This window comes from Streptomyces ipomoeae 91-03, from assembly GCF_000317595.1.
GTDB classification, from domain to species: Bacteria; Actinomycetota; Actinomycetes; order Streptomycetales; family Streptomycetaceae; genus Streptomyces; species Streptomyces ipomoeae.
The window spans coordinates 41992-62283 of sequence record NZ_AEJC01000629.1 but is presented as its reverse complement, the minus strand read 5'-3'; the positions used below and the strand labels follow the sequence as shown (position 1 = coordinate 62283).

18 protein-coding genes and 1 pseudogene are annotated in these 20292 nt (G+C 70.7%); 14 read left to right on the top strand and 5 right to left on the bottom strand.

Features of this window, described 5'->3' with window-relative positions:
* The first annotated feature begins 111 nt into the window (after positions 1-111).
* The 3 genes and pseudogenes from STRIP9103_RS47885 (at position 112) to STRIP9103_RS41365 (ending at position 4477) form a co-directional block, all read left to right on the top strand.
* Positions 112-3268 (top strand): annotated as a pseudogene (locus STRIP9103_RS47885) (FAD-binding and (Fe-S)-binding domain-containing protein).
* Between the two features lie 372 nt (positions 3269-3640).
* Positions 3641-3862 (top strand): hypothetical protein, encoded by a 222-nt coding sequence (locus tag STRIP9103_RS50400; RefSeq protein WP_141574536.1) that lies wholly within the window; start codon positions 3641-3643, stop codon positions 3860-3862.
* A gap of 204 nt (positions 3863-4066) precedes the next feature.
* Positions 4067-4477, top strand: coding sequence for a hypothetical protein (locus STRIP9103_RS41365; protein ID WP_009338905.1), 411 nt, complete (start codon positions 4067-4069; stop codon positions 4475-4477).
* A gap of 33 nt (positions 4478-4510) precedes the next feature.
* On the opposite strand, the gene STRIP9103_RS41360 is transcribed toward STRIP9103_RS41365, so the two are convergent.
* The 3 genes from STRIP9103_RS41360 to STRIP9103_RS41350 form a co-directional block, all read right to left on the bottom strand.
* Positions 4511-4873: a DUF952 domain-containing protein gene (locus tag STRIP9103_RS41360; RefSeq protein ID WP_048821970.1), complete on the bottom strand. Its 363-nt coding sequence runs from the start codon at positions 4871-4873 to the stop codon at positions 4511-4513.
* A 147-nt stretch (positions 4874-5020) separates the two neighbouring features.
* A complete protein-coding gene (locus tag STRIP9103_RS41355; RefSeq protein ID WP_009338875.1) occupies positions 5021-5332 on the bottom strand; it encodes a hypothetical protein in 312 nt (103 codons plus the stop codon).
* The gene (locus STRIP9103_RS41350) at positions 5332-5643 is read right to left on the bottom strand and encodes a hypothetical protein (RefSeq protein ID WP_009338887.1); all 312 of its coding nucleotides are present in this window, start codon (positions 5641-5643) and stop codon (positions 5332-5334) included. Before STRIP9103_RS41350 ends, STRIP9103_RS41355 begins: the two co-directional genes overlap by 1 nt.
* A 255-nt stretch (positions 5644-5898) precedes the next feature.
* Here STRIP9103_RS41350 and STRIP9103_RS41345 point away from each other — a divergent pair, with 255 nt between their 5' ends.
* The 4 genes from STRIP9103_RS41345 to STRIP9103_RS41330 all read left to right on the top strand — a co-directional run bounded on the left by STRIP9103_RS41345 (position 5899) and on the right by STRIP9103_RS41330 (position 9066).
* On the top strand, positions 5899-6453 hold the full coding sequence (locus STRIP9103_RS41345; RefSeq protein ID WP_009338895.1) for a GntR family transcriptional regulator: 555 nt from the start codon (positions 5899-5901) through the stop codon (positions 6451-6453).
* On the top strand, positions 6450-7229 hold the full coding sequence (locus STRIP9103_RS41340; RefSeq protein WP_048821961.1) for a GntR family transcriptional regulator: 780 nt from the start codon (positions 6450-6452) through the stop codon (positions 7227-7229). Before STRIP9103_RS41345 ends, STRIP9103_RS41340 begins: the two co-directional genes overlap by 4 nt.
* A gap of 151 nt (positions 7230-7380) precedes the next feature.
* The gene (locus STRIP9103_RS41335) at positions 7381-7989 is read left to right on the top strand and encodes a hypothetical protein (protein WP_009338825.1); all 609 of its coding nucleotides are present in this window, start codon (positions 7381-7383) and stop codon (positions 7987-7989) included.
* Positions 7990-8823: 834 nt separating this feature from the next.
* On the top strand, positions 8824-9066 hold the full coding sequence (locus STRIP9103_RS41330) for a hypothetical protein (protein WP_009338867.1): 243 nt from the start codon (positions 8824-8826) through the stop codon (positions 9064-9066).
* A gap of 219 nt (positions 9067-9285) precedes the next feature.
* Here the strand turns inward: STRIP9103_RS41330 and STRIP9103_RS41325 are convergent, their stop codons facing one another.
* Entirely contained in the window at positions 9286-10200 is a 915-nt protein-coding gene (locus STRIP9103_RS41325; protein WP_009338870.1) for an EamA family transporter, read from the bottom strand.
* A gap of 472 nt (positions 10201-10672) precedes the next feature.
* On the opposite strand from STRIP9103_RS41325, the gene STRIP9103_RS41320 reads away from it, so the two are divergent.
* The 7 genes from STRIP9103_RS41320 (at position 10673) to STRIP9103_RS41290 (ending at position 19326) form a co-directional block, all read left to right on the top strand.
* The gene (locus STRIP9103_RS41320; protein ID WP_009338914.1) at positions 10673-11467 is read left to right on the top strand and encodes a TIGR03084 family metal-binding protein; all 795 of its coding nucleotides are present in this window, start codon (positions 10673-10675) and stop codon (positions 11465-11467) included.
* Positions 11464-13152: an acyclic terpene utilization AtuA family protein gene (locus tag STRIP9103_RS41315; RefSeq protein ID WP_009338910.1), complete on the top strand. Its 1689-nt coding sequence runs from the start codon at positions 11464-11466 to the stop codon at positions 13150-13152. Before STRIP9103_RS41320 ends, STRIP9103_RS41315 begins: the two co-directional genes overlap by 4 nt.
* The gene (locus STRIP9103_RS41310) at positions 13149-14747 is read left to right on the top strand and encodes an acyl-CoA carboxylase subunit beta (protein WP_009338894.1); all 1599 of its coding nucleotides are present in this window, start codon (positions 13149-13151) and stop codon (positions 14745-14747) included. The genes STRIP9103_RS41315 and STRIP9103_RS41310 overlap by 4 nt, the downstream gene beginning before the upstream one ends.
* Positions 14748-14755: 8 nt before the next feature.
* Positions 14756-16603: an acetyl/propionyl/methylcrotonyl-CoA carboxylase subunit alpha gene (locus tag STRIP9103_RS41305; protein WP_009338902.1), complete on the top strand. Its 1848-nt coding sequence runs from the start codon at positions 14756-14758 to the stop codon at positions 16601-16603.
* A gap of 116 nt (positions 16604-16719) precedes the next feature.
* Positions 16720-17880: an acyl-CoA dehydrogenase family protein gene (locus STRIP9103_RS41300; RefSeq protein ID WP_048821966.1), complete on the top strand. Its 1161-nt coding sequence runs from the start codon at positions 16720-16722 to the stop codon at positions 17878-17880.
* 91 nt (positions 17881-17971) lie between these two features.
* A complete protein-coding gene (locus STRIP9103_RS41295) occupies positions 17972-18718 on the top strand; it encodes an enoyl-CoA hydratase family protein (RefSeq protein ID WP_048821965.1) in 747 nt (248 codons plus the stop codon).
* Complete coding sequence (locus STRIP9103_RS41290; RefSeq protein ID WP_048821960.1) at positions 18706-19326, top strand: TetR/AcrR family transcriptional regulator; 621 nt, start codon at positions 18706-18708, stop codon at positions 19324-19326. Before STRIP9103_RS41295 ends, STRIP9103_RS41290 begins: the two co-directional genes overlap by 13 nt.
* A gap of 155 nt (positions 19327-19481) precedes the next feature.
* On the opposite strand, the gene pdxH is transcribed toward STRIP9103_RS41290, so the two are convergent.
* On the bottom strand, positions 19482-20171 hold the full coding sequence (pdxH, locus tag STRIP9103_RS41285) for a pyridoxamine 5'-phosphate oxidase (protein ID WP_048821958.1): 690 nt from the start codon (positions 20169-20171) through the stop codon (positions 19482-19484).
* Between the last annotated feature and the right edge of the window lie 121 nt (positions 20172-20292).

Below are 20292 nucleotides of genomic sequence, written 5' to 3'. Positions count from 1 at the left end.
TGGTTTCCCGTTAGCTCCCCGGAATCCGGCCAACGTACCCGGTGACCGCCACCACCTCCGTCGAGGCGTCACGGGATGGTCACTGTCAGTGGTCGGGGGCATCCTGGGGGCATGACGGAATTCGGGGGCAGGACGAGGGCCGGGGGCGTGGACGCGCGTGCGCTGCGGGCCGCGCTGGAGGCTGCCGTGCGTGGCGAGGTCGCCTTCGACACGACCGCGCGGGCGCTGATGACGATGGACGCGTCCAACTACCGGCGTGTACCGCTCGGTGTGGTCGCGCCCAGGGACGCGGACGACGTGGCGGCCGTGCTGTCGGTGTGCGGGGAGCAGGGCGTGCCGGTCGTGGCGCGCGGCGGCGGCACGTCGATCGCCGGGCAGGCCACGGGTACGGGCGTGGTGCTGGACTTCACCCGGCACATGAACCGACTGATGTCGCTCGACCCCGAGGCCCGTACGGCGGTCGTCCAGCCGGGCCTCGTCCTGGACCGCCTCCAGGAGGCCGCCGCCCCGCACGGCCTCCGCTTCGGCCCCGCCCCGTCCACCCACAGCCGCTGCACCCTCGGCGGCATGATCGGCAACAACTCCTGCGGCTCCCACTCGGTCGCCTGGGGCACCACCGCCGACAGCGTGCGCGAGCTGTCGGTGCTCAGCGGCAGGGGTGAGCGGCTGAGACCGGGCCAGGGCTGGGCGGGCGCGCCGGACGGCCTCCGCCCGCTGGTGGCACGGGAGTTGGCCCGCCTGCGCACCGGCTTCCCCGACCTCCCCCGCCGTATCTCCGGCTACGCCCTCGATGCCCTGCTCCCCGAGAAGGGCGCGGACGTGGCCCGCGCGTTCTGCGGCTCCGAGGGCACGCTGGGGATCCTCACGGAGGCGGTCGTACGACTCGTCGAGGCACCCCGCGCCCGTGCCCTGGCCGTCCTGGCGTACGCCGATGAGAGCGCGGCGGCCGAGGCGGCACCGGAGCTGCTGCCGTACGGCCCACTGACGGTGGAGGGGATGGCGGCGGACCTCGTACCGCCGGGGTCGGCGGGGTTGCCGAGAGGCGGGGCCTGGCTGTTCGTGGAGACGGGTGGGGATACGCCGGGCGAGGCGCGGGCGAACGCCGAGGCGATGGTGCGGGCGGCGGGCCCGGGCGGCTCCCTGGTGGATTCGCTGGTGGTGACGGACGCCGCCGCGCAGCGCGCGCTGTGGCGGATCCGGGAGGACGCGAGCGGTACGGCGACCCGTATGCCGGACGGCAGCGAGGCCTGGCCCGGCTGGGAGGACTGCGCGGTGCCGCCCACCCGACTGGGCGCGTACCTGCGCGACTTCCGGACCCTCCTCCGCGAACACGACCTGCGCGGCACGCCCTACGGCCACTTCGGCGACGGCTGCATCCACGTCCGCATCGACTTCGACCTGCTGACCGGCCCGGGCATCGCCCGCTTCCGCCGTTTCTCGGAGGAACTGGCGGAGCTGGTCGTTTCCCACGGCGGTTCGCTCTCCGGCGAACACGGCGACGGACAGGCACGGGCCGAGCTGCTGCCGAAGATGTACGGTGCCGCGATGGTCGGGCTGTTCGAGCAGGTGAAGGCGGTCTGGGACCCCGACGACCTCCTCAACCCCGGCATGCTCGTACGCCCCGCCCCGCTGGACTCCAACCTCCGCTTCGCGGTGCTGCCGCGTGGCGAGCCCCCGGTGCCGGTGGTGTTCGGGTACCCGGAGGACGGCGGCGACTTCTCGGCGGCGGTACGGCGGTGCGTGGGCGTGGCCAAGTGCCGTACGACCGAGGTGAGTCCGGCGTCCGGGGCCGTGATGTGCCCCTCGTTCCGGGCGACGGGGGAGGAGGAGCACTCCACGCGAGGCCGGGCCCGGCTGCTGCACGAGATGCTGGCGGGAGAGGTGGTGACGGACGGCTGGCGCTCGCCCGAGGTACGCGACGCCCTCGACCTCTGTCTGTCCTGCAAGGGCTGCCGCTCCGACTGCCCGGTCGGCGTCGACATGGCCACGTACAAGGCGGAGTTCCTCCACCACCACTACGCCGGCCGTCGCCGCCCGGCGGCCCACTACGCGATGGGGTGGCTGCCGGTGTGGCTCCGCCTGGTCGCCCGTACGCGTACGGCGGGGTTGGTCAACTTCCTTGCCGGGGTGCGTCCTTTGGCACGGCCGGCGAAGCGGCTGGGCGGGATCGCGGAGGAACGGGAGCTGCCGAGGCCGGCGCCGGTGCCGTTCACGCGGTGGTACGGGCGGTGGATGCGCAAGAGGTCCGTTGAGGAGTGGCCGACATGAAGAGCTGATCGGTGAGGAGCGGATCTTCGAGGGCCGCCCGCTCCGCCCCGATGAGACGGCCGACGCCCTGGCGGAGGCGGGCTTCCCGGGCGAGGGCGACGAGGAGAACGAGGGCGACGAGGCCCATGAGCCCCCGGAGGTGGTCGTGCTCTGGACCGACACCTTCACGGAGTACCTCTCACCCTCCGTCGGCCGGGCGGCCCTACGCGTACTGGAAGCCGCCGGGATGCACGTCATCGTCCCGCCCACCCTGCGGATGCGGAGGAAACCGGCCTGGCTGAAGAAGAGGGAGGCGGGCGAGGAGGTCACCCTGACCCAGTGGAAGCTGACCCGGACCCTGTTCACGCTCCGCCAGGGCCGGGTCTGCTGCGGCCTGACGTACATCTCGACGGGCCAGCTCGACCGCGCCCGAGCGGTCCTGCGCCGCACGCTCGACCTGCTGGACGTGTTCCTCGACCCCGTCCCGCACCGCATGCCGGCCGAGGACCCGGACCTCGCCCCGCCCCCCATCCCCATCGTCGTCCTGGAACCGAGCTGCGCCGCCACCCTCCGTACGGACCTCCCGGAACTCCTCCCCGACGACCCCAGAGCACGACAACTGGCCGACTCGGTGGTCACGTTCGCCGAGGCCCTTGAACGCTACGCGCCCAACTGGACGCCCCCGGCCCTCGACCGCCCCGTCGTCGGCCAGACCCACTGCCACCAGCACGCGATACTCGGCGACGCCCCCGACCGCCGACTCCGCGCCGCCGCCGGCCTCACGGGCGACCTCAGCGGCGGCTGCTGCGGCCTGGCCGGCAACTTCGGCTTCGAGAAGGGCCACTACGACGTCTCCGTGGCCTGCGCAGAGGACCAACTCCTCCCGTCGGTCCGCGAAGCCCCCGACGACGCGCTGATCCTGGCGGACGGCTTCTCGTGCCGGACACAGCTGGAGCAGCTGGCGGGGAGGAGGGGACGGCATCTGGCGGAGGTGCTGGCGGAGGGACTGGAGAAGGACTGAGGCCTCTCAAGATCGTCCGAAAAACGCGCTTCGGGAACGTACGGGCGATACGACAGTCGCCTGCCGTTGACGGCTGGGCGCCCGGAACCCGCAAGACCGCGCAGGACGGGCTGTCCGCGGGCTGTCCACCGGCCGTCCACAGCCACCGGAGCGGCGTCCCGGCAGCCACCTGAACACTCCCCCGAACAACTGCCCGCACGAGCCCACCCCCGTCGCAACGGCCGCGATCCATGGGCGGCACAAATGCCTGGCCCCAGCACGCGGTTCACCCTTCAATGGGAACTGCCTTGCGAATAGGGCAAATGGTCAATGAGCGCAGAAGGTGGACGACGCACAAGGCGGACGACGCACAAGGCGGACGGGGGAAAGGCCATGGCTTCAGGAGTGCCTGGCGGCAGCCGCAGCGGTTCCAGCGCCGGTGAGCGGATCGGAGGCTGCCTGGGTCAAGTGGGCTGCTCGATCGTGTTCATCGCGATCCTCCTGGGTATCGGAGCGTCCTGCGACTCCGACAGCAACCCCGAAGAGGGCGACGTCTGCTACGACGTCGGCGAACAGGTGACGAACTCGGCAGGCGAGACCTTCATCTGCCAGTAGCGGGAGGCGGACGACTCTGTCGGTGGCCGGAGGCGGGCGACGGCGCGGAACCGCGCCCGCCCGCCGGGGACACCGCACCGCGCCAGCCCGCCGAGGGCTCCGCCTGCGCGCTCCCACGCGCCGCCCGGGTGACCGTTCGTGTTCGTCCGGACACGGGGAGCATCGGGGTGGTTTCATCCCCAGCTCTCGGCGGGACGGAGGCGCATGGACCAGCACGACGGGGAGATGGAGAAGGAGCGCGAGGAGGAGCCGAAGGAGCGCCATGAGCCGACGAGACGGGGCGAGCCGACGGAGCGGAATCAGCCCACGGGGCGGAACGAGCCGACGGCGCCGGGTGAGCCGACGGCGCCGGGTGAGCCGAGACTGCAGAAGTACCAGAAGGACCGGATCGCCGAGCATGTGATCGGGCACGTCATCGGTGGCGCCATCATCGGTGTGATGGCCTGGTTCTGGACGCAGACGCCGATCGGTTTCGTGATGACCGTGATCTGGGGCGCCGGCGTCTACTGGTGGAACAAGAGCCCCATGGTCCGGGGCTGGACCAGACGCCGCCGCATACGCCTGGGCATCGCGATCACGACGACGTACTGGCTGTTCGCGTTCCTGGTGATGTGAGGCCCCGAGCCGGTCCGGCGCCGCGCGCTCGGCTCACTTCGGATCCGTCAGCCCTGTCGCCAGGCCCTCCCCGTCCCACTCGACCTCCTGGATCCGTACGACGGCGTCCCGGTTGATCGGGCCGAAGACGTGGGGGAACAGCACGTCGTCGCCGACGCCGGGCGGCGGGGCGGGGGCGGCTGCCTCGAACTCCACCCGGGCGTCGAGCCGTTCCTCGTCGATGAGCAGCACGCGCAACGGCTTCGGCGCCTCCCGGTAGAAGGCGTTGATCACGGCCAGGGTGGTCGTCTCGTCGGGCGAGCAGTGGACGAAACCGTCCTCGGGGAGGGAGGCAGGGGCGTACGGCTCGTCGGGCCCGGACTCCCAGGCGTCCGGTGTCACCACGTGATGGATCATGGCCCGGTTATACAGCAGTGGTGCCCGATGATGTCGTACGACTGCGGTGACGTACGACTTGGTGTGCGTCTTGTGCCAGCGCGTGACGTCGCCCTCTGACCTTTCCTGGTTGGCCAGGCGGCCCGCAAAGCGCGTCGGCGACCGCACTCAGCTCGGATTCTCCAACCGCTGTCCACGGCTCTCGGCCACACGAAGTGCGTCCCCGAGCGCTTTGGTCAACCGCTCGGCGAGGAACCGTAGTTCGCCTCGCGGTGCTTCCGGGAGCAACTTCCTGGCGTGCGCGAGGAGTTCCGTGCCCATGCCGAGTTGGATGGCTTCGGTGGCGTCGGCGAGCCGGGAGACCGGTCCGCCCTGCTCGTCGGTGACGACGTAGCAGGGTTTGCCCTCAAGGCTGGTCCAAGGCGGCAGACGTACATCGCCTCGGGGCTCGAACGCGTCCGTGTCCGCTCCAGCCCCCATCACGCGACCTCCGTCCCGTGGATCCAGTGCGGCCCCGGCATGTCCAACCCCATGGCCGCCATGGCAAGTTCACGACGCCGCTGACGCTGTTCGTGTGCGGTGACGTACGGACGCACGGCAACGGTGGCGGCGCCGTCGAGGGGGGTGGCGAGACCGTAAGGGCTGCGGTGGGTGGGAAGGGAGGTGTCGGGCGCTGGTGGGGGTGGGACCGCGAGCGTGGGCCGTGAGCCGGGAGACGAAGCGCGATGCCTGCCGTGCGGCTTGGACAGGAGGCCCAGCCGCGTGGCGAGGCGGCGGATGAGATCGGTCATGTCAGCAACTCCTTGTGGTTCGGCTCGTGGCCGCCCTACCTGGACGGCTCGCTCCCGTTGCGGGGTCGCATGTCATTTCGTGGGCCTGATGAGAGTTGCAGACCCAGCGCAAGGTCAGCGGAGGCCATCCAGCGCCCGACCAACGTACCGCTATTCGCGAATTGCGGAGAGATCTCTTCTTGGGAGGGGCCGTCATCGCGTCGCTTACCGTGTAAACCGGCAAGCTCGCATCGTCGGTCGTATGGAGAGGACGTCATGAGCGCGAACAGGTGGACCAGCACCTCGATGCCGTATCTGACGCCGCGCAGGGAGGAGCAGGGCGATGCGTGGGGCGCCGACGCGGCGGCCCAGGGGCGCAGAGGCACCCAGCGGATCCTCCACGCCGGTGAAGTGCCGGCTCCCGCCGAGGTGGCGCGGCTGTTCGGGCTCGTCGAGGGCGAGTCGGTGGTCGTACGCCGTCGTCTGATCCTGCTCGACGACCAGCCGAACGAACTGACCGACACGTACTACCCCGTGGACATCGCGCGCGGCACCGGGCTCGCCGGGACCGCCAAGATCCGCGGTGGAGCCGTCACGCTGCTCGCCGAGCTGGGTTATGTCGGCGCCTGGGTCCGGGAGGATGTTACGGCCGACGTCCCGGACGAGCAGGAGCGCGAAGCCCTGCGGACCGCACCGGGCGAACCCGTCCTGCGGCTCACCAGGGTCACCCTGGATCGCGACGACCGGCCGATCCAGGTCGACCGCATGGTGATGCCCGCTCTGCGACAGCGCCTCCGGTACGAGATGACGCTCGAGAAAGGGCGGGACTGACCGTGCCCAAGGCCGAACCCGATGCCCCCGACCGCCGTTCGCTCCACGAGCGGATCGCGGCCGACCTGCGTGACGACATCATGAGCGGCGAACTCCCGCCGGGAGGCAAGCTGCCCTCCACCGCCCACCTCAAGGTGCGATTCGACGCCTCGAACGCCACGGTGCAGAAGGCACTCCAACTCCTCAAGGACGAAGGCCTGGTTGTTGGCCGGGCGGGTGCCGCAGTCACCGTACGGGAGCACCGTCAGCGCACCATACGGCCAGCCGCCTTCATGGCGCCGGCCGCGCCCGGAGAGCCGTACCGCTGGCTCACGGAAGCGGCCAAGCATGGTACGAGCGCCCGCAGCGAGCTTCTCGACGTGAGGGAGAGCCGTCCGCCCGTCGACGTCCGTACCGCCCTCGGTCTCCCGGAGAGTGGCCACGCCCTGCTCCGCAGGCAACTGCTCCTGATCGACGACGAGCCTGCCGAACTCGTGGACTCGTACTACCCGTTGGACATCGCCCGAGGGACGGCGATGATGGATCACCGCAAGATCAAGGGCGGGACCCCCACCCTCCTCGCGGACCTGGGCTACCCACCCAGGCTGAGCGTCGACCGAGTCTCCGCCAGGATCCCCACCCAGGGCCAGTACCGGGCACTGGACCTCCCCAGCAGCCTGCCGGTCCTGCGTACCCTCCGTGTCGTCTACAGCGACGACGAACGTCCCATCGAGGCGACGGTGATGGTGAAGGCGGGGCATCTGTACGAGTTGCAGTACGAGTTCACGCCAGAGTGATCGTGGGCGGGGCCCGTTGTTGTGGTGGTCTTGCGGGCAGGTTGTGAATGGATTTGATCGGTGTTGCCTACTGATCAGTCGTGTTCTAGGCATGGGATCAAGAAGTTCAGATCTCAAGCAACACACAATCGAAGGGACGGCCTCCGCCCCCATGAAACCCCCCACCAAGAGGCCCCTGAAGTCCAGGAAGGCGCTGCTGCGCGGCGCCCTCGCCGTCACCGCCGCCGGGCTCGCCGCCGTGCTTCCGCTGGCGGGGACGGCCGGCGCCACGCCGTTGTCCGGCAAGGCCCAGCGGACGGTCACCACCGCCGACGGCGACACGTTCCGGCTGCGGCTGAAGGCCAGCCCCGTCGTCCTGCCCGCCACCGGCGGCACCGTCAAGGTCAAGGGCGCCGGATACAACCGGGCCCAGGGCATCTTCCTGGCGTTCTGCGTCATCCCGGACGGCGTCAAGGTCGGCGACCCCTCGACGTACACCACGCTGCCCAGCCCCTGCCTCGGCGGCCGTGAGGCCCAGGACGGCTCGTCGCGCCGCATCACCGACACGGGCACGGGCACGCCGGGCATCACCATCCCGTACGAGGAGGGCGGCCGGTTCCGTACGACACTGAACCTCCGGCCCGAGATCGCCGACGGCAAGGTGTGCGGCCAGACCGTACGCTGCGCCATCGTGACCCGCGCCGACTTCACGGCGACGAACAGCCGCCTCTACGACCAGTACATCCCGGTGCACTTCGTACCGGGCGGCGTGCAGCGCTAGTGTCCCCCGATCGGGAGATCCTGTCGCAGTAGCGGCAGTAGCGGCAGTAGCGGCAGTAGCGGCAGTAGCGGCAGTAGCGGCAGACGCGGTCGATGAACCGGTCTGCGGTTCTGATCCGCTTGAAGGAACCATCCGGGCGACGGTCTGTCACCTCCGTCGCCCGGAACTTGCGCGGGTGCCGCGTACGGTACGAGGCGCCCAGTGGGTTGCGTGCGACCCCGGACCCCGTGCGGGGCCCGCCGGCTCCGGTCATGGAGCGCCCTTTCGTGACCGATGACGAATGGGCCCGAACGCCGCCCTGTGCGCCCGGTGGGTGAAGTCGCCCGCCCGCCACTGGGTGGCGTTCGGGTGCTTGTTGACGGTGCTGTGCACGAACAGGTGCCCCGTGCGCTGCCGCACCCGGGACAGGGTCGTGAACTGCGCGCACGACGCGTGACAGGTGACGTACGACGGGAACGGACACCGGCGGTTCGGCGGCGAGTTCGGCCTCGCCCGGGTCCTCCGTCCGGGCCGCCGCGTGCACGACTTCGGCGGAGAGACGGATGACGCCGAAGGGCGTCCCGCACCGCAGGAGGGCGACGCCGGACTCAGCCCATTCGTGCCGGCTCCTGTCGTCGTCCCGGCCGCCTCACGCGGCTACGACGCCCGAAAGAAGAGCAACGGCCGTCACCGTTCGCTTGGTGTTGCCCGCCGGGGTGGCTTGCCGTCCTGCCGGGCGTTCCAGAGTGTCCAGTTACTCCAGATCATGTATAAAAGCGCCAATAGGTAAGTAATCAGACATTTTCTGTCCATATGTAGTCCGCTAAGGACCCGGCGCACGAAGGAATCAGAGACGTGACGAACAAGCTCAAGACGGCCGCGGCCGTAGCGATCATGGTCGGTGGCACAGCTCTCGGCGGCGCGGTGACGTCGCACGCCGACGACAACCCTGCGATCGGCAGCTTCTGCGCGGTGATCGGGTCCGGCGCCGACGATGACCGCAGGCGCGACGACGAGGCCGACGTCGTCATCGGCAACCTTCAGGCCGTGGAGTGCAATCAGGACTTCAAGGCCAACATCGGGCCCGTCGAAGATTGACCCCGTGTCTCAGGCCCGATGATGACGACCCGTCGGACGTCGTCATCGGCAGCCTGCGAGCCATGGGGTGTATCGTCCCGGTTCGCCCCTGCGGCGCAGTGCGACACCACCCACCTGGCCCGACTCGTCAATTCCGCCGCTGAACGATTGGGCGTGGGAGGCGATGTGTCCCGCGGCTTCCACCTGGAACGTCCCTCGTGCCCGTCTGGGGCCGAGGGGTCACCGGTTCGCCTTCCCCCGCCCCACCTGTGTCCGTACCGCCCCCATGCTCGCCCCGATGACCAGCGCGATCGCCAGGGACTCGGTCATGGAGAGGGTCTGGTTCAGGATGAGGAACCCGGCGGTCGCCGCGATGGCGGGCTCCAGGCTCATGAGGACGGCGAAGGTGGAGGCGGGGAGGCGGCGCAGGGCGAGGAGTTCGAGGGTGTAGGGGAGGACGGAGGACAGTACGGCGACGGCGGCACCCAGAGCCATGGTCGTCGGGTCGAGAAGCCGCGTCCCGGACTCGATCACCCCGAGCGGCAGGAACAGCACCGCCGCGACCGCCATGGCCAGCGCCAGCCCGTCGGCCTGCGGGAACCGTCGGCCCGTACGCGCGCTGAAGACTATGTACATGGCCCACATCGCCCCGGCGGAGAGCGCGAACGCCACGCCGACCGGGTCCAGGTCGCCGAAGCCGCCGCCACCCCCGCCGCCGAGCAGGAAGACGCCGCACAGCGCCAGCCCGGCCCACACCAGGTTCACCGCCCGGCGGGAGGCGAGGACGGACAGGGCCAGCGGGCCGAGCACCTCCAGGGTGACGGCGAGGCCGAGGGGGATGCGGGCGACGGACTGGTAGAAGAGGCCGTTCATCGCGGCCATGGTGATCCCGAAGACGACGACCGTGCCCCAGTCGGTGCGCGAGTGCCCGCGCAACCGGGGGCTGCAGACGACGAGCAGCACCAACGCGGCCACCGCGAGCCGCAGGGCCACCACCCCGAGCGCCCCGGCCCGAGGCATCAGACTCACCGCCAACGCCCCGCCGAACTGCACCGAGATCCCCCCGGCCAGCACCAGCCCCACCGGCCCGAGAGCGCCCCGCCGCGCGGAAGCCGACGGGGTCGTGCGCGTGGGCGAGGCCGCGGACGCGTGCACGGGTCGGTCAGCGCTGGGGAGTGTCACGGGGGCCGTCCAGGATGAGCGGAGAACCAAGGCATGGAGCATGGTTCAGCCTAGTGGGCTGAGTAGTCCATGATAGTGGACCCTGTCAGGCCTGTAAACCTCATTTGCAACTTACGCCGCTCGAACAAATGGTCGCCTCCGGCCTCCTCGGCTACCGCTCCCCGCCCGGCTCGGCCTCCTCCTCCTCGCCGCCGCCACCGCCGGCGCCGAACGCCTCATCGAGGTCCTGGGTGCCCGCCCCTCCGTCGCCGACCCTCACGCACCCGCGAGTTGATGACCCGTGTGGTGACCTGTCTGTCCGGCATCGTCGACCGCTCGCCGCCGGCGGCCAGATCATGGTCAACGCCCGTTGTGGATCGGCCACTGACCAATGACGGTTGTCGTGCCGCAGTGAAGAATGCAAGCGCGCTTGATTGTTTCTGGTCCGCCTGCCAAGCTCCCCTCCATGGCCGACCCCACGCCCGTCATCGACGATCTATGCGCCGAGGGCGATGAACTCGACGCGCTCGTGGCCGAGGTGCCCGCCGAGCGCTGGGCGCTCGCGACGCCCGCGCCGCGGTGGACGATCGCCCACCAGATCGCGCACCTCGCCTGGACCGACCGCGCGTCCCTGCTCGCCGTCACCGATGAGGGCGCCTTCGCCGGGGAGGTCGAGAACGCCCTGCTCCAGCCCGGGGACTTCGTGGACAACGGCGCCGAGGAGGGCGCCGGCACCTCGCCCGTCCAGTTGCTGGCCGAGTGGCGGGCCGGGCGCCGGGCCCTGGCGGACGCGCTGCGCGCCGCGCCCGCGGGCGCGCGGTTCCCCTGGTTCGGGCCGCCCATGTCCACCGCCTCGATGGCGAGCGCCCGGTTGATGGAGACCTGGGCCCACGGCCAGGACATCGCCGACGCGCTCGGCGTGACCCGCGCCCCCACCGACCGGCTCCGGCACATCGTCCGCCTCGGCGTCAGCACCCGCGACTTCGCCTTCGGGGTACAGGGACTGACCCCACCGTTCGAGGAGTTCCGCGTCGAACTCCGCGGCCCCTCCGGCGAGCTGTGGACGTATGGCCCCGAGGACGCCACCGACCGCGTCACCGGCCCCGCCCTCGACTTCTGCCTCCTGGTCACCCAACGCGCCCACCGCACCGACCTCGCCCTACGCGCCGAAGGCACGGACGCCGACCAGTGGCTGGACATCGCCCAGGCCTTCGCCGGGCCACCCGGCGCCGGACGCACGCCCAAGGGAACCGTCCAGTGAGCGTGCTCCGCATAGGCAACGCCTCCGGCTTCTACGGCGACCGCTTCGACGCCATGCGCGAGATGCTCACCGGCGGCGACCTGGACGTCCTCACCGGCGACTATCTGGCCGAGCTGACGATGCTGATCCTCGGCCGCGACCGCCTGAAGAACCCCGGCGACCCCACCGCCGGCCACGCCCGCACCTTCCTCCGCCAACTGGAGGAATGCCTCGGCATCGCCCATGAGCGGGGCGTCCGCGTCGTCACCAACGCCGGCGGCCTCAACCCCGCCGGACTCGCCGATGCCGTACGGCAGTTGGCGGACCGGCTCGGCATCCCGGTCCGCGTGGCCCACGTCGAGGGCGACGACCTCACCGCCCGGCACCCCGGCAGCCTCGCCGCCCACGCCTACCTCGGCGGCTTCGGTATCGCCGCCTGTCTGCGCGAGGGCGCGGACGTCGTCGTCACGGGCCGGGTGACGGACGCGGCGCTGGTCACCGGCCCCGCCGCCGCCCACTTCGGCTGGGACCCGGGGGAGTACGACCGCCTCGCGGGCGCCGTCGTCGCCGGACACGTACTGGAGTGCGGGACACAGGCCACCGGCGGCAACTACGCCTTCTTCCACGAAGGCGACGTACGCCACCCCGGCTTCCCCCTCGCCGAACTCCACGAGGACGGCAGCTGCGTCATCACCAAACACCCCGGCACCGGCGGCTTCGTCGACATCGGCACCGTGACGGCCCAACTGCTCTACGAGACGTCCGGCGCCCGATACGCCGGCCCCGACGTCACCGCCCGCCTGGACACCGTACGACTCACCCAGGACGGCCCCGACCGCGTCCGTATCGACGGCGTACGCGGCGAGGCCCCACCCCCCACCCTCAAGGTCGGCCTCAACCGACTCGGCGGGCACCGGGGCGAGGTCACCTTCGTCCTCACCGGCCTCGGCATCGAGGCGAAGGCCGCCCTCGTCCGCGAACAGCTGACCGACGCCCTGACCAAGTCCCGCCCCGCGCACATCACATGGGAACTGGCCCGCACCGACCACCCCGACGCTCCCACCGAGGAGACCGCGAGCGCCCTGCTTCGCCTCGTCGTACGCGACCCCGACCCGAACACGGTCGGCCGCGCCCTCAGCGGAGCCGCCGTCGAACTCGCCCTCGCCAGTTACCCCGGCTTCCACGTCCTCGCCCCACCCGGAAAGGGCACGCCCTACGGGGTCTTCGAAGCCATCCACACAGGTCAAGGGGCCGTGGACCATACGGCGGTCCTCCACGACGGCCGCCGACTCCCCGTCCCCCCGGCGCACGACACCCTCGTACTCGACGCCGTACCCGAACCACCCCTGCCCGAGCCCCTGCCCACCGGACTCCCCACCCGCCGCGCCCCCCTCGGCCTCGTCGCCGGCGCCCGCAGCGGCGACAAGGGCGGCGACGCGAACATCGGCCTCTGGGCCCGCACGGACGACGCCTGGCGTTGGCTGGCGCACACCCTCACCGTCGACCGGATTCGCGAACTCCTCCCGGAGACAGCCGAGTTGCCCGTCACCCGCCACACCCTCCCCAACCTCCGCGCCCTCAACTTCACCGTCGAGGGAATCCTCGGCGAGGGCGTCGCCTCCCAGCACCGTTTCGACCCCCAGGCCAAGGCCCTCGGCGAATGGCTGCGCTCCCGCCACCTGGACATACCGGAGATCCTCCTGTGACGGTCCTCAACTCCGCCCTCGACACGGGCGGCCCCGACTACACGGCGAACCGCGAGGCCATGCTCGCGCAGCTCGCCGAACTCGACACCGAGCACGCGAAGGCCCTCGCGGGCGGCGGCGAGAAGTACGTCGAACGGCACCGCGAACGCGGCAAGCTCCTCGCCCGCGAGCGCGTCGAACTGCTCCTCGACCCCGACACCCCCTTCCTGGAGCTGTCCCCGCTGGCCGCCTGGGGCAGCGACTACACGGTCGGCGCCTCCCTCGTCACCGGCATCGGAGTCGTCGAGGGCGTCGAGTGCCTGATCACCGCCAACGACCCGACCGTACGCGGCGGCGCCAGCAACCCGTGGTCGCTGAAGAAGGCCCTCCGCGCGAACGACATCGCACTCGCCAACCGACTGCCCTGCATCAGCCTCGTGGAGTCCGGCGGCGCCGACCTCCCCTCCCAGAAGGAGATCTTCATCCCCGGAGGCGCCATCTTCCGGGACCTCACCAGACTGTCGGCGGCCGGAATCCCGACCATCGCGGTCGTCTTCGGGAACTCCACCGCCGGCGGCGCCTACATCCCCGGCATGTCCGACCACGTGATCATGGTCAAGGAACGCGCGAAGGTGTTCCTCGGCGGCCCACCCCTGGTGAAGATGGCCACCGGCGAGGAGAGCGACGACGAGTCGCTCGGCGGCGCCGACATGCACGCGCGCGTGTCGGGCCTCGCCGACCACTTCGCCGTCGACGAGCACGACGCCCTGCGCCAGGCCCGCCGCGTCGTCGCCCGCCTCAACCACCGCAAGGCGTACGCCGACCCGGCCCCGGCCGCCCCACCCAAGTACGACCCGGAGGAACTGCTGGGCGTGGTCCCCGGCGATCTCCGCACGCCCTTCGACCCCCGCGAGGTCATCGCCCGCGTCGTCGACGCCTCCGACTACGACGAGTTCAAGCCCCTCTACGGCACCAGCCTCACCACCGGCTGGGCCACCCTGCACGGCTACCCGGTCGGCATCCTCGCCAACGCCCAAGGCGTCCTCTTCAGCGAGGAGTCCCAGAAGGCCGCCCAGTTCATCCAACTCGCCAACCAGCGCGACATCCCCCTCCTCTTCCTCCACAACACCACCGGCTACATGGTCGGCAAGGAGTACGAGCAGGGCGGCATCATCAAACACGGCGCGATGATGATCAACGCGGTGAGCAACAGCCGCGTGCCCCATCTCTCCGTGCTCATGGGCGCCTCGTACGGCGCCGGGCACTACGGCATGTGCGGACGGGCGTACGACCCCCGCTTCCTCTTCGCCTGGCCCAGCGCCAAGTCGGCGGTGATGGGCCCACAGCAACTCGCCGGCGTCCTGTCGATCGTCGCCCGCCAGTCCGCCGCCGCGAAGGGCCGCCCGTACGACGAGGACGCCGACGCCGCCCTGCGCGCCATGGTCGAGCAGCAGATCGAGTCCGAGTCCCTGCCGATGTTCCTGTCCGGACGGCTGTACGACGACGGCGTCATCGACCCGCGCGACACCCGCACCGTCCTCGGCCTGTGCCTGTCCGCCATCCACACCGCCCCCTACGAGGGCACACGCGGTGGCTTCGGCGTCTTCCGGATGTGAGGGACCACATGATTTCGACACTCCTCGTGGCCAACCGGGGCGAGATCGCCTGCCGGATCTTCCGCACCTGCCGTGAGTGGGGAATCCAAACGGTCGCCGTGCACTCCGACGCCGACGAAAACGCCCTCCACGCGCGCGTGGCCGACGCGACGGTACGGCTCCCAGGAGCGGCCCCCTCCGAGACGTATCTACGGAGCGACCTGATCGTCAAGGCCGCCCTCACCGCCGGCGCGGACGCCGTCCACCCCGGCTACGGCTTCCTCTCCGAGAACGCCGACTTCGCGCGCGCCGTCCTCGACGCGGGCCTGATGTGGATCGGACCGCCCCCGGACGCGATCGAGGCGATGGCCTCCAAGACGCGCGCGAAGGCACTGATGGGCCTCGAACCCCTGGATGAGGTCACTGAGGGCGACCTACCCGTCCTCGTGAAGGCAGCGGCGGGCGGCGGAGGGCGCGGAATGCGTGTCGTACGCCGCCTGGAGGACCTGGACACGGAACTGACCGCGGCCCGCGCCGAAGCCCTCAGCGCCTTCGGCGACGGCGAGGTCTTCGTCGAGCCCTACGTCGAGAACGGCCGCCATGTCGAGGTGCAGATCCTCGCCGACACCCACGGCACGGTCTGGACCCTCGGCACCCGCGACTGCTCCCTCCAACGCCGCCACCAGAAGGTCATCGAGGAGGCCCCCGCCCCCGCCCTGCCCCCCGCACTCGAAACGGAACTGCACGAGCTGGCCGTACGCGCCGCCCACGCCGTCGACTACGTCGGCGCGGGCACCGTCGAGTTCCTGATCGCCGACGGCAAGGCCCACTTCCTGGAGATGAACACCCGCCTCCAGGTCGAACACCCGGTGACGGAAGCCGTGTTCGACGTGGACCTGGTCGCTCTCCAGATCCGCGTCGCCGAAGGCCACGCCCTCGAAACCGACCCCCCACGCGCGCGTGGCCACGCCGTCGAGGCCCGCCTCTACGCCGAGGACCCGTCCCACGACTGGTCCCCGCAGACCGGCACCCTCCACCGCCTCACCGCCCCCGACGCCGTCCGCCTGGACACCGGCTACACCGACGGCGACGAGATAGGCGTCCACTACGACCCCATGCTCGCCAAGATCATCGCCCACGCCCCCACCCGCGCGGAGGCGATCCGCCGCCTCGCCGGCGCCCTGGAGCACACGACGATCCACGGCCCGACCACCAACCGCGACCTCCTGATCCGCTCCCTGCGCCACGACGAGTTCACACAGGCCCGCATGACCACGGCCTTCTACGACCGCCACCTGCCCCACCTGACCGCCCCGACCCCGGACCCGTACGCCCCCCTGGCCGCCGCCCTCGCCGACGCCCAGGGCCACTCCCGCTTCGGCGGCTGGCGCAACATCCCCTCACAACCCCGGACCAGGCGCTACACGATGGCGGGCGAGGAACACGAGGCGACGTACCGCCACACCCGAAGGGGCCTGAAGGCGGACGGCGTGACGGTGGCCCACGCGGACGCCCACTTGGTCGTACTGGAGGTCGACGGCGTAAGGCGAAAATTCGAGGTGGCGAGGTACGGCGACGCCCGCTACGTGAACACCACCAGGCTCACAGCCCTGCCCCGCTTCCCCGACCCGACCACCGTCCAGGCACCCGGCTCCCTACTGGCCCCCATGCCGGGAACGGTCGTACGAGTGGCAGAGGGCCTGAAGCCGGGCTCCGCGGTGAAGGCCGGGGACCCCCTCCTCTGGCTGGAGGCGATGAAGATGGAACACAAGATCACGGCCCCGGTCGCGGGAACGCTGACGGCCCTGCACGCAGCCATTGGACAGCAGGTGGAAATGGGCGCCCTTCTGGCCATGGTCGAGGACAACCCCCGCTGAAGGGGCGCGGGGCCGTATCGATATGCGGCCCCGCCGCGTGGGCGCGAACAACCCCCACAAACCCGCACCCTCCAACGAACCGACGCACCCTCCCCTTCAGGAGCCCCATGTCCTCCGTGTCCCCTGTGATCGAAACCGAAGAACACAAGGCCCTACGAGCCGCAGTCTCCGCCCTCGGCAAGCGCTACGGCCGCGAATACATCACAACCGTCACCAAAGAAGGCCGCCACCCCGACGAACTCTGGTCCGAGGCGGCAAAGCTCGGCTACCTCGGCGTCAACCTGCCGGAGGCATACGGCGGCGGAGGCGGCGGCATAGCCGAACTCTCCATCGTCCTCGAAGAACTCGGCGCCGCAGGCTGCCCACTGCTGATGATGATCGTGTCGCCGGCCATCTGCGGCACAGTCATCGCCCGCTTCGGCACCGAGGCCCAGCAACAAACCTGGCTGCCCGCGCTGGCGAACGGCACCCGAACCATGGCCTTCGGCATCACAGAACCCGACGCCGGCTCCAACAGCCACCGCATCACCACCACGGCCCGCCGCGACGGAGTCGATTGGCTGCTCACCGGCCGCAAGGTCTTCATCTCCGGCGTGGACAAGGCGGACGCCACCCTGATCGTCGGCCGCGCGGAAGACGCCCGCGACGGCACCCTGAAACCCTGCCTGTTCATCGTCCCCAGGGACACCCCCGGCTTCGAGTACCGCCAGATCGACATGGAGCTCCAGGCCGCGGAGAAGCAGTTCGAGCTGACCTTCGACGACATCAGGCTCCCCGCCGACGCCCTGGTCGGCGACGAGAACGCCGGCCTGCTGCAGCTCTTCGCCGGCCTCAACCCCGAACGCATCATGACGGCGGCCTTCGCGATCGGCATGGCCCGCTACGCCCTCTCCAAGGCCGTCGAATACGCCCGTGACCGCACCGTATGGCGACAGCCCATCGGCGCCCACCAGGCGATCGCACACCCCCTCGCCCAGTCCCACATCGAACTCGAACTGGCCCGTCTGATGATGCAGAAGGCGGCATACCTGTACGACTCGGGGGACGACGCGGCGGCGGGCGAGGCGGCCAACATGGCGAAGTACGCGGCAGGGGAGGCCTGCGTGAAGGCGGTCGACCAGGCGGTGCACACCCTCGGCGGCAACGGCCTCACCAACGAGTTCGGCCTCGCCTCACTGGTGACGGCGGCCCGGGTCTCCCGTATCGCCCCGGTGAGCCGGGAGATGATCCTCAACTACGTCTCCCACCAGACCCTGGGCCTGCCCAAGTCGTACTGAGCCGAGAAAGAACCTCCGCGACCTCAGCCCCACCGCGAACCCGTCGCGACCTCAGCCCCGCCGCGACCCAGGAGCACCCATGACGGACCCCATGACGGACCCCGCCCCCCTCATCCGTTCCGCACACCACCGCGGCATCACCACCCTCACCCTCGACTCCCCGGCCAACCGCAACGCCCTGTCGGCCGCACTGGTGAGCGAACTGTCGGACGCCCTGACCCGATGCGGAAAGGACGACGACGCACGCGCCGTCCTCCTCACCCACACCGGCAACACGTTCTGCGCGGGCGCCGACCTGCGCGACCCGCCCGACCCCAAGGACCTGGTCAAGCTGCTCCGCCAGATCCTCAAGCTGCGCAAACCCGTCGTCGCCCGCGTCACCGGCCACGTCAGGGCCGGCGGCCTCGGCCTCCTCGGCGCCTGCGACATCACCGCCGCCGGCCCCGAGGCCACCTTCGCCTTCACCGAGGTCCGCATCGGCGTCGCCCCCGCCGTCATCTCCCTCACACTCCAGCCCCGCACCGACCCCCGCGCCCTCGCCCGCTACTACCTCACCGGCGAGACGTTCGGCCCCGCCGAGGCCGCCCGCGTCGGCCTGCTCACCGCCGCCGGCGCCGACGTCGACGACATACTCGAACCCGTCCTCGACGGACTCCGCCGAGCCTCCCCGACGGCCCTGGCGGAGACGAAACACCTGCTCACGGCTAAGGTGCTGGAGAGCTTCGACCTGGACGCAGGCGAACTGACCCGCCTCTCGTCCCGGCTGTTCGCCTCCGCCGACGCCCGCGAGGGCATGACGGCATTCCTCGAAAGACGGGAACCGGAATGGGTGTTGTGAACACGGCCGGACCGAGCGCCGCCGCTCCGAAACAGGACCGCAGCCGAGCCACCCGGCAGCGGCTGCTCCAAGCCGCCGTGGCCTGCCTCGCCGAACACGGCTGGGCCGGCTCCACGGTGTCGGTCGTCGCCGAACGCGCCGGCGTCTCCCGGGGCGCGGCCCAGCACCACTTCCGCACCCGCGAGGACCTCTTCACCGCCGCCGTCGAGTACGTCGCCGAAGAGCGCTCCACCGCCCTGCGCGCCCTCTTCCCCGAAGGCGCCACCGACCGCCGGGCCGTCGTCGCCGCCCTCGTCGACCTCTACACCGGCCCCCTCTTCCGCGCCGCCCTCCACCTCTGGGTCGCCGCCTCCAACGAGGACCAGCTCCGCCCCCGGGTCACCGAACTGGAGGCCCACGTCGGCCGCGAGACCCACCGCATAGCCGTCGATCTCCTCGGCGCCGACGAGACCGCCCCCGGCGTCCGCGAAACCGTCCAGGGCATGCTCGACATGGCCCGCGGCCTCGGCCTCGCCAACCTCCTCACCGACGACACCGCACGCCGCGACAAGGTCGTCGCCCAGTGGGCGGCACTCCTCGACGAGGCGCTGGACCGATCGAAGGACTGATCCTCAGGCCACGCACGGGCCGTCGGCGAACCGATCCGCAGACCATCGGAGAACTGATCCTCAGACCACGCCCGGCCATCGGAGAACTGATCCTCGGACCGCGCCCGGCCATCGGCGAATTGATCCTCGGACCACGGACAGGCTGATCCCCGGCCTCATGGACTCAGCCGCTCCACCCGCCAGGACCCATCCGGCTCCGCCACATACCGCAACCGGTCGTGCAGCCGATTCCACCGCCCCTGCCAGAACTCCACACTCTGCGGCACCACCCGGAAACCACCCCAGTTCGGCGGCACCGGCACCTGCTCGCCCTCCGGATAACGGGCGGCCAACTCCTCGTACATGGCGTCCAGTTCGGCCCGCGAGGCGATGACGGAGGACTGCGCGCTGGCCCACGCGCCCAACTGCGAACCATGCGGACGCGTACGGAAGTACGCCGCCGTCTCGTCCCGCCCCGTCCGCCGCGCCGTACCGCTCACGATCACCTGCCGGGCGATCGGATGCCACGGGAAGAGCAGCGAGACATACGGGTTCCCGGCGAGATCGAGGGCCTTGCGGGAGCCGTAGTTCGTGTAGAAGACGAAGCCCTGCTCGTCGAACGCCTTCATCAGCACCGTACGAGAGCTGGACCGCCCCTCGGCGTCGGCGGTCGACACGACCATGGCGTTCGGCTCGAACATCGCGCCGTCCTGCGCGGCCTGCCGGAACCACCGCCCGAACTGCTCCATCGGATCATCGGCCAGCTCGCTCTCGTCGAGCCCGTCGGCCCGGTACTGCTTGCGCATCAGAGCGGGATCGGGCATGGGTACGAGACCGGGATCGTTCACGGGGCCATCCTGCCGCATGGACGGCCGACCGGAAGGCTGGTGGCACTGAGTGCCGCACACTCTCCCCAAACCTGGCACTCAGGCGTAAGGTGCTGGAACATTCTGGTTGGGCCCCTCCGGCCGCATCCACCAGCCGCCC